Below are 7,778 nucleotides of genomic sequence, written 5' to 3'. Positions count from 1 at the left end.
GCAGAACAAGGCCGCAAGCGACGGCAAGACGCCCGACCTCCAAAAGCTCGTCGCCAAGGGACAAACCTGGTTGGTGGACAAGCAGCCTCGGGCGGAGTGAGCGGGAGCCTAAAGGCAATCCGGCCGTTGGCACGCCGATGACCGGATCTGTCCTGCTCTGGCTCCGCCAGGACCTTCGCCTGCATGACCAGCCTGCGCTGATCGCCGCTGCCCATATGGGTGCGGTGATCCCGGTCTATGTGCTGGACGATGAGGCTCCGGGCCGTTGGCGGATGGGCGGGGCGCAGCGTTGGTGGTTGCATCATTCGCTGGCTAGCCTTGCGGCGGCGCTGGAGGCCAAGGGGTCGCGCTTGATCCTGAAGCGGGGCGAGGTGGTGGCCGAGTTGGAGAAGCTGGCCACCGAGACCGGCGCTTCGGAAATCCACGCGATCCGTCATTACGAGCCGTGGTGGGTGAAGGCCGAGGCGGCGCTTGGCGACCGGCTGCACCTGCATGACGGCAATCACCTCGCGCCGCTTCGCGACATCACCACCGGGTCGGGCGGGCAGTACAAGGTCTATTCGGCCTTCTGGCGCGCGCTGAACGAGCGGATGCCACCGCCGGACGATCTGCCGGTGCCGCGGAACATTCCCGCGCCGGATACATGGCCGGAAAGCGAGAAGTTGGCGGACTGGGACCTGCTGCCGGCCAAGCCCGATTGGGCGAAGAGCTTTGCCGTGGACTGGGCGCCGGGTGAAGCGGACGCGCTGCGCAAGGCGGATGATTTCGTCGACGAGGTGGTCGATTACGAAGCGCGCCGGGACTTTCCGAATATCGAGGCCACCTCGCGCCTCTCGCCGCATCTGCATTTCGGCGAGATCTCGCCCGCGACCGTCTGGCACAAGCTCGACCGTGCGCGGAATGCGGACAAGTTCCGCAAGGAGATGGCATGGCGCGACTTTGCCGCCAGCCTGACGCTGGCGATGCCGCGCTATGGCTATCGCAACGGGCGGCCTGCGTTCGATGCGCTCGCGTGGCGCAACAGCGCGCATGATCTGAAGGCGTGGCAGCAGGGCCGCACCGGCTATCCCATCGTCGATGCCGGGATGCGCCAACTCTGGGCGACGGGATGGATGCATAACCGCGTGCGGATGATCGCTGCCAGTTTCCTGGTGAAGCATTTGCTGATCGACTGGCGCGCGGGCGAGCGCTGGTTCTGGGATACGCTGGTCGATGCCGATTACGGCAACAACAGCGTCAACTGGCAATGGGTGGCGGGGACCGGAGTCGATTCGAACATGTGGGGTCGGATCATGGCGCCGCTGGTCCAGTCCGAGAAGTTCGACGCGGGCGGTTATATCCGCGAATGGGTGCCCGAGCTGGCCGATGTTCCCGACGCCGCGATCCACGATCCCGAAGCCGCCGGAATGCGCCCGCAAAGCTATCCGGCGAAGATCATCGGCCATCGCGAAGCGCGCGAGCGGGCGCTGGCCGCGGGCGCCGCGATCCGCTGACCCCCATATGGGGCTTGCTACCCGCGCCGAAGGGTGCATGAAGGGCACACCATGAACGCGCCGATGGGGAAAAGGGGCAGCGCCGCTCGGGGGAGGAGCGTGCTGGACTGGTTCGCTCCGGTCTTTCGCCGCATGCTCGACAGAATGGACCGCGGGATTGCCTTTGGCAGCCTGCAGGCGACCCTTCCCGATGGGCAGTTGCGGGTGTTCGGCGGTCATGAAGAGGGTCCGCTGGCGATCGTCGAGCTGCGGAGCTGGCGCGCGCTGCTGCGGCTGGCGAGCGGCGGATCGAGCGGGTGGTACGAGGCATGGGTCCATGGCGAATGGACCAGCCCCGACCCGGTTCAGGTTTTCGCGATCTTCAGCCGCAACCGCGCGGAGCTTTCCGGTCCGGCGCGGGCGTCGGGCCTGTCGCTGCTGATCAAGCGGTTGCGCCACCGGCTGCATCGCAACGACCGCAGCGGATCGAAGCGTAACATCCATTTCCACTATGATCTGGGCAACGACTTCTACCGCGAATGGCTCGATCCGGGGATGACCTATTCGAGCGCGATCTTCCGTGGCGCCGAGAGCCTTGAGGATGCGCAGACGGTCAAGCTGGATGCGATCCTCGAGCGGACCGGCACCAAGCCGGGCGAGACGATTCTCGAGATCGGCTGTGGCTGGGGGTCGTTTGCCGAAGCTGCCGGGCGGAGCGGGCGCAGGCTGCATGGCCTCACACTTTCGATCGAGCAGAAGGCCTGGGCCGAAGCGCGGATCGCGAATGCAGGGCTGGACGGCGTGGACTTCGCGCTGACGGATTATCGCGACGTTACCGGCACCTATGATGCGGTGGCGAGCATCGAGATGGTCGAGGCGGTGGGCCGCGAATATTGGCCGGACTATCTTGCCACCATCGCGCGGGTGCTGAAGCACGGCGGCCGCGCGGCGATCCAGTATATCACCTTCGACGATGCGCTGTTCGAAGCCTATGCGGCCAATGTCGATTTCATCCAGACCTATATCTTCCCCGGCGGCATGCTGATCCGCGAGAGCGAGTTCCGCGCCATTGCCGAGCGGAACGGGCTGTCGTGGCACGACCGGCATTGCTTCGGGATCGATTATGCCGAGACGCTGAAGCAGTGGCGCGAGAATTTCGATGCGGCGGCGGCGACGGGTCGCTTGCCTGCGCAGTTCGACCAGAAGTTCATCGACTTGTGGCGCTATTATCTGATGTATTGCGAAGGCGGGTTCCGCGGCGGCGGGATCGATGTGGCGCAGGTGACGCTGATAAAGGAGAGGTGATGCGCAAGGCATGGTTGCTGGCGGGCGCACTTGCGCTTGCCGGGTGCGCGGACAAGGCGGCGGAGATGGCCGCGGTTCCCTCGACCCAGGTTTCGCTCAAGGCCGACGACACGGCCGGGCTGCGCAAGGTGGGTGCGGAGATCCTGTTCTGGACCCAGGCGCAGCGCGACGCGAACTTCCCGCATATGGAGCGGCTGTTCCCCGGCAATGTCGTGAAGCGGGGATCGCGGGTCCGCGCGCTTCCGGCGGGCAAGCCGCTGCCGATCGATGCGGCCGCAGTCGATGCCTTTGTCGCCGGCCAGAATGTCGGCGGGCTGATCGTGCTTCAGGACGGCAAGGTTCGGCTGGAGCGTTACGCCCGCGGCTATGGACCGGAGGGGCGCTGGACCAGCTTCTCGGTCGCCAAATCGTTCACTTCGGCGCTGGTCGGGGCGGCGATCAAGGACGGCTATATCAAGTCGGTCGACGAGCCGGTGACCAAGTATATCCCGGAGCTGGCGGGCAGCGGCTATGACGGGGTGACCATCGCGCAGCTGCTCACGATGACATCGGGCGTGAAGTGGAACGAGGATTATACCGATCCGAATTCCGACGTGGCGCGGATGTTCCTCCAGCCGGTGCCGGCGGGGCAGGACCCGACCGTGTTCTTCATGAAGACCCTGCCGCGCGAATCCGCGCCGGGCACGAAATGGGTCTACAAGACCGGCGAGACCAATTTGATCGGCGTGCTGGTGATGCGCGCGACGAAGGTGCCGCTGGCGACCTATCTGAGCGAGAAGGTGTGGAAGCCATACGGCATGGAGCAGGATGCCTTCTGGATGGTCGATCCGTCGGGGCATGAAGTCAGCGGCTGTTGCCTGTCGGTGAGCCTGCGCGATTATGCGCGGATGGGGCAGTTCGCGCTGGAGGGCGGGAAGGGCATTCTGCCCGCCAACTGGATCGCCGACTCCACGCGTGCGCATGCCGAAATCGGCGTGCCCGGTTACGGCTATGGCTATCAGTGGTGGACCTATCCGCAGGGCCGCTATGGCGCGCAGGGGATCTTCGGCCAGACGATCCGGGTGGATCCGAAGACGCGGACGGTGATCGTTGTGTCGGCGGCGGCGCCCAAGGCGACCGATCAGGCCTATGGCCGCGCGCGGACCGAGTTTCTCAACATGTTGTTCGACGCGGCGGCGAAGTAGGCCGCCCGGGGCAAATCGACATCTACAATCCTCCCCCGGAGGGGGAGGGGGACCGCGAAGCGGTGGAGGGGTAGTCTCAACGGGCGATATCGCTCGCGGATAATACCCCTCCGTCAGCCTTCGGCTGCCACCTCCCCCTCCGGGGGAGGATTTTTCACGACCTTAGTCTACCCGCTCGAAATGGCCCGCCTCGAAGCCCGAGGCGGCGAGGGCGGCGATGCGCTCGGCCACCACTTCGGGTGCCTTGACCGTCGCCGGGTCCTCGCCCGGGAAGGCGCGCGCGCGCATTACCGTGCGGGTGGCGCCGGGATCGAGGATCGCGACGCGCAATGCGCTCAGGTTGCGAAGCTCTTCGCCATAGGTGAGCAGCAAATTCTCGAACGCGGCCTTAGACGCGCCGTACATGCCCCAATAGGCACGCGGGTTGCGGCCGACGCTGGAAGTCACGCCGATCACCTTCGCGGCCTTTGCCTGACGCAGCATCGGATCGAAGGCGGCGAGCAGGGCGGCCTGTGCGCTGACGTTGAGCGTCAGCAGCTTGGCGAAATCCTTGCCGTCGATCGCTGGAACTGCACTGAGCGTGCCGAGCATCGCGGCGTTGAGCACCATGATGTCGAGATTGGGCCAGCGGCCGCCGATCGCGCTGGCCAGGCGCGCGATGCTGTCATTCTCGGTCAGGTCGAGCGGGGCGATGGTGGCCGAGCCGCCTGCGGCATGGATCGCTTCCTCGACTTCCTCGAGACCGCCGGCGGTGCGCGCAGTGAGGATGACGTGCGCGCCCGCGGCGGCGAGCGCCTTGGCGGTGGCGGCGCCGATGCCGCGGCTTGCGCCGGTGACGAGCGCGATCTGATCGGAAAGTGGCTTGGTCATGGGATTCCGGAAATCTAGGAGACGCGCTCTTCGAGCAGCGCGAACTGGTCGAGCGGCGGGGCCAGCTCGTCCTGATCGGTCAGCGGCGTGGGATACTGGCCGGTGAAACAGGCATCGCAATAGCCGGGATTGGCATCGGCACGACCGGCTTCGCCCAGCGCCTTGTACAGGCCGTCGATCGAGATGAAGGCGAGGCTGTCGGCATGGATATGGCCGGTCATGCCGACCAGATCCATCTTGGCAGCGAGCAGCTTTTCGCGCTCGGGCGTATCGACGCCGTAGAAGCAGCTGTGGCGGGTCGGCGGCGAAGCGATGCGCATATGCACCTCCTTGGCGCCGGCATCGCGCATCATCTGCACGATCTTCAGGCTGGTGGTGCCGCGCACGATCGAATCGTCGATCAGCACGATGCGCTTGCCCGCGATCAGTTCCTTGTTCGCGTTATGCTTCAGCTTCACGCCCAGGTGGCGGACTTCGGCGCTTGGCTGAATGAAGGTGCGGCCGACATAGTGCGAGCGAATGATGCCCAGCTCGAACGGAATGCCCGATTGCTGGGCATAGCCGATCGCGGCGGGGACGCCCGAATCGGGGACCGGGACGACCAGGTCGGCCTCGACCGGCGTCTCGATCGCGAGCTGCGCGCCGATCGCCTTGCGGACCGAATAGACCGAGCTGCCCGCCGAGATCGAATCCGGGCGCGAGAAATAGACATATTCGAAGATGCAGGGGCGCGCGGCCTGCGGAGTGAAGGGGCTGTGCGACTGGATGTCCTTGCCCTTAACGATCACCAGCTCGCCCGGATTGACGTCGCGGACATATTCCGCGCCGACCACGTCGAGCGCGACGGTTTCCGACGCGAAGATGATCGAATCGCCCAGCTTGCCCATCACCAGCGGACGGATTCCCAGCGGGTCGCGGCAGGCGATCATGCCTTCCGGCGTCATCACGATCAGCGAATAGGCGCCCTCGACCTGCTTCAGCGCATCGATGAACCGGTCGATCAGCGTGCGATATTGCGAGGTGGCGACGAGGTGGATGATCACCTCGGTATCCGAGGTCGACTGGAAGATCGAACCGCTGCGCACCAGATCGCGGCGGACCCGGGCGGCGTTCGAGATATTGCCGTTATGCGCGATGGCGAAGCCGCCCGTCGCCAGCTCTGCATAGAGCGGCTGGACGTTGCGCAGCGATGTCTCGCCTGTGGTCGAATAGCGGACATGGCCGCAGGCGACGGTGCCCTGAAGCGGGCGCATCACATCGTCGCGGTCGAAATTGCCGGCGACATGGCCCATCGCGCGATGGGTGTGGAAATGGCGGCCATCGAAGCTGGTGATGCCGGCGGCTTCCTGCCCGCGGTGCTGCAGCGCGTGGAGGCCCAGTGCCACGAGCGCAGCTGCGCCCTCCGCACCGGATACGCCGAAGATACCGCACTCCTCGCGGAGCTTGTCGTCATCGTACGGGTTTGTGGTAAGCATCGTACCCTGTGGGTTCGGTTACAGTTGCCGCCCTATATAGGCTGGGTTCGGATTTGTCGCCCGTCTGTCACAAAAACTTTATTCGCGTGGCGGACCGCGCCCCGCTAGGAGGGAAAGCGTGACAGATGAACGCGAAACCGGGCTGGTGCTCGATCCGAAATATGATGCCAACGGGCTGGTGACCGCAGTCGCCACGCATGGCGATTCGGTGCTGATGGTCGCGCATATGAATGCCGATGCGCTGGCCGCGACGCTGGAGAGCGGGGAGGCGACCTTCTGGTCGCGCAGCCGTGGGCGGTTGTGGAAGAAGGGCGAGACTTCGGGCCACATCCTGAAGGTTCGCGATGTGCGGGTGGATTGCGATCAGGACGCGATCTGGCTGATCGTCGATCCGCAGGGGCCGGCATGCCATACCGGCGCGCCGAGCTGCTTTTACCGCGCGGTCGAGGGCGGGAAGCTGGTCCGGATATGAGGGCGGCCTTCGCGCTTCTTCTGTTGCTGGCGGGATGCACTGGCGAGCCGGTGGTGCAGAATGCCGCGCAGCCGCAGGATCTTGAGACCGCGGCGATCGAGCGCGGGCTGGTGCGCGATCCCAAGGATACCGAGATTGCCGGGCTGTACGCCCGCGATACCGACCGGATCTGCATCGTGCCCAACGGTAACGGATACCGGATCGGCGCGTTCGTCGATTATGGCGACAGGATCACCTGTTCGGGATCGGGAACGGTCAGCCGCGTCGGCGAAGTGCTTCGCGTCGAGATGGGTGAAGGCGAGGAGAAGTGCGGCTTCGACGCGCGGTTCGATGGGGACAAGATCGTCTTCCCCGGCAACGTGCCCGATGCCTGCTCAAAGCTTTGCGCCAAGCGTGCTTCCTATGCCGGCCTCGAAGTGACGCGGATCAGCGAGTCGGAGGCCGAAGCGGCGGCGATGCGGGATTCGCGGGGGCGGGCGCTGTGCGGAAAGTGACGAACATTGCCTAGAAGCGGGCCGCACTGCTCGGTTGACGTTCACGTAAAGGGAAAGTAAGAAAGCGGCCATGGGTGCCGCTTTTCCCGTCGAGGCGCTTGCGCCGATTGAGCCGCGGACCGACCGCGACCATTTCTCGATCTCGGACCTTTGCGCCGAGTTCGGGGTCACCGCACGCGCGCTGCGCTTTTACGAGGACGAGGGGCTGATCGGGCCCGAGCGCCGCGGCACCGCACGTATCTATTCCCATCGCGACCGCGCCCGGCTGGCCTGGATCCTGCGCGGCAAGCGCGTCGGCTTCTCGCTGGGAGAAATCCGGGAAATGATCGATCTGTACGATGTCGGCGACGGCCGGCGGGTGCAGCGGCAGGTGACGCTGGAGCGCTGCCTCGACCGGATCAACCTGCTCGAGAACCAGAAGCGCGACATCGACGCGCATATCGAAGAACTCAACCAATTCGTCGACCTGCTCAAAAGCGGCGACTGACCCCAAGAGGAAGCCTGAA

The 7,778-nt window shown here is 65.3% G+C and carries 8 protein-coding genes; 6 read left to right on the top strand and 2 right to left on the bottom strand.

The window, feature by feature from the left end:
• The first annotated feature begins 137 nt into the window (after positions 1 to 137).
• Genes P1X14_RS01920 through P1X14_RS01910 form a run of 3 tightly spaced genes read left to right on the top strand, consistent with a single transcriptional unit; the run spans position 138 to position 3,961 of the window.
• Positions 138 to 1,493 (top strand): deoxyribodipyrimidine photo-lyase, encoded by a 1,356-nt coding sequence (locus P1X14_RS01920; RefSeq protein ID WP_277313611.1) that lies wholly within the window; start codon positions 138 to 140, stop codon positions 1,491 to 1,493.
• A gap of 51 nt (positions 1,494 to 1,544) precedes the next feature.
• On the top strand, positions 1,545 to 2,777 hold the full coding sequence (locus P1X14_RS01915) for a cyclopropane-fatty-acyl-phospholipid synthase family protein (RefSeq protein WP_277313610.1): 1,233 nt from the start codon (positions 1,545 to 1,547) through the stop codon (positions 2,775 to 2,777).
• Positions 2,777 to 3,961: a serine hydrolase gene (locus tag P1X14_RS01910; RefSeq protein WP_277313609.1), complete on the top strand. Its 1,185-nt coding sequence runs from the start codon at positions 2,777 to 2,779 to the stop codon at positions 3,959 to 3,961. Before P1X14_RS01915 ends, P1X14_RS01910 begins: the two co-directional genes overlap by 1 nt.
• Positions 3,962 to 4,123: 162 nt before the next feature.
• Here P1X14_RS01910 and P1X14_RS01905 read toward each other — a convergent pair whose 3' ends face one another.
• Positions 4,124 to 4,831 carry an SDR family NAD(P)-dependent oxidoreductase gene (locus P1X14_RS01905; protein ID WP_277313608.1) on the bottom strand — a complete coding sequence of 236 codons (708 nt, stop codon included), beginning with the start codon at positions 4,829 to 4,831 and terminating at the stop codon, positions 4,124 to 4,126.
• 14 nt (positions 4,832 to 4,845) lie between these two features.
• Positions 4,846 to 6,306, bottom strand: coding sequence for an amidophosphoribosyltransferase (purF, locus tag P1X14_RS01900; protein ID WP_277313607.1), 1,461 nt, complete (start codon positions 6,304 to 6,306; stop codon positions 4,846 to 4,848).
• Between the two features lie 118 nt (positions 6,307 to 6,424).
• On the opposite strand from purF, the gene hisI reads away from it, so the two are divergent.
• From hisI to P1X14_RS01885, 3 genes are all read left to right on the top strand, one after another.
• Positions 6,425 to 6,778 carry a phosphoribosyl-AMP cyclohydrolase gene (hisI, locus tag P1X14_RS01895; protein ID WP_277313606.1) on the top strand — a complete coding sequence of 118 codons (354 nt, stop codon included), beginning with the start codon at positions 6,425 to 6,427 and terminating at the stop codon, positions 6,776 to 6,778.
• Entirely contained in the window at positions 6,775 to 7,272 is a 498-nt protein-coding gene (locus tag P1X14_RS01890; protein ID WP_277313605.1) for a hypothetical protein, read from the top strand. The genes hisI and P1X14_RS01890 overlap by 4 nt, the downstream gene beginning before the upstream one ends.
• A 70-nt stretch (positions 7,273 to 7,342) precedes the next feature.
• Entirely contained in the window at positions 7,343 to 7,759 is a 417-nt protein-coding gene (locus tag P1X14_RS01885; protein ID WP_277313604.1) for a MerR family DNA-binding transcriptional regulator, read from the top strand.
• Positions 7,760 to 7,778: the final 19 nt, after the last annotated feature.

The organism is Sphingomonas sp. AOB5, from assembly GCF_029433115.1.
Classification (GTDB): domain Bacteria; phylum Pseudomonadota; class Alphaproteobacteria; order Sphingomonadales; family Sphingomonadaceae; genus Sphingomonas.
This window is presented reverse-complemented; position numbering and strand designations above follow the sequence as displayed.